At 33.6% G+C, this 1,219-nt stretch carries 1 protein-coding gene; it reads left to right on the forward strand.

Annotation, left to right across the window (positions count from 1 at the left end):
• The first annotated feature begins 157 nt into the window (after positions 1-157).
• On the forward strand, positions 158-988 hold the full coding sequence (gene lgt / locus ACFSQJ_RS14225) for a prolipoprotein diacylglyceryl transferase (protein WP_377767640.1): 831 nt from the start codon (positions 158-160) through the stop codon (positions 986-988).
• Positions 989-1,219 lie beyond the last annotated feature (231 nt).

A 1,219-nucleotide genomic window follows, 5' to 3' on the forward strand; every position in this document is an offset into this window, starting at 1 on the left:
AAGTTTTCCCTAATTTTAAACTGGCACTGGAGCAAAAGGTACGGCCATCGACTACACTTATAACCTATGAGGCGTAATGATGGCTCCTGGTGAGGCACGCCTCACACGCCATAAACAAAGCCCATTGTACACAAGGCTGAAAAAATCACGATAACTAATGAACGATAGAATTATAAATTGGAATCTTGACCCAGTTATATATTGGATAACCGATTCTTTTCCTTTAAAATATTACGGAATATTATTTGCAACAGGTATTCTTTTAGCACATTACGTTGCGAAACGGATTTACATTAAAGAAAATGTGCCAATTGAAAATTTAGAAAAACTATTTATCTACGTTGTTGTTGGAATAGTTCTTGGAGCAAGACTGGGACATTGTTTCTTTTATGAACCTTCATATTATTTTGAAAATCCACTCGAAATTTTACTGCCAATTAAAAAAATAGGAGATGCTTATCAATTTATCGGATTTCAAGGATTAGCAAGTCACGGAGGAGGAATTGGAACTTTAATTGCAATCGGAATTTACTGCAAAAAGTATAAAACAAAATTTTTATGGGTTTTAGACAGAATTGCAATTGTTACACCAATAGTAGCTGTCTTCATCAGATTAGGGAATTTTATGAACTCTGAAATTTATGGGAAACCAACAAATGGAAATTGGGGAGTTATTTTTCAAAGAGATGATTTAATACCAAGACATCCAACCCAACTCTATGAGGCATTTTCATATCTTTTAATATTCGGAGTATTAATCTTTAGTTATAAGAAAATGGTTAAAGAAAAATCTAACGGACTGATTTTTGGACTACTTTTAGTTTTGGTTTTTTCTGCTAGATTTATAATTGAATTTTTTAAAGAAAACCAAGTCGGATTTGAAAACGAAATGGTAATCAATATGGGGCAAATATTGAGTATTCCATTTATAATTGTCGGACTAATTTTAATATTTATAAAAAAAAGCCCAGTGTACAACAATGCCTAAAAAAAATTGCTCCATTATGCTAAATAGGAAAATTAAAGTAACTTTAGAACTTAACAACAAACAGCGGAAAAGTACGATTTACCAATCGCAACTACTCATAGCCCAACCGTCGATGGCCATATCCCTTCGGGAACGCAAAATCACGTACATTGCACGCTTCCCTTTTGCTTATCGCCATCGATGGGCTTTGTACATTACACCCCATACCTAAGGAAGTTTTCCCTAATTTTA

This window comes from Croceitalea marina (assembly GCF_042684265.1).
Taxonomy (GTDB): domain Bacteria; phylum Bacteroidota; class Bacteroidia; order Flavobacteriales; family Flavobacteriaceae; genus Croceitalea; species Croceitalea marina.

Excerpts from the sequence above, each read along its gene's own strand:
- lgt (WP_377767640.1), top strand. The coding sequence starts at position 158 with ATGAACGATAGAATTATAAATTGGAATCTTGACCCAGTTATATATTGG.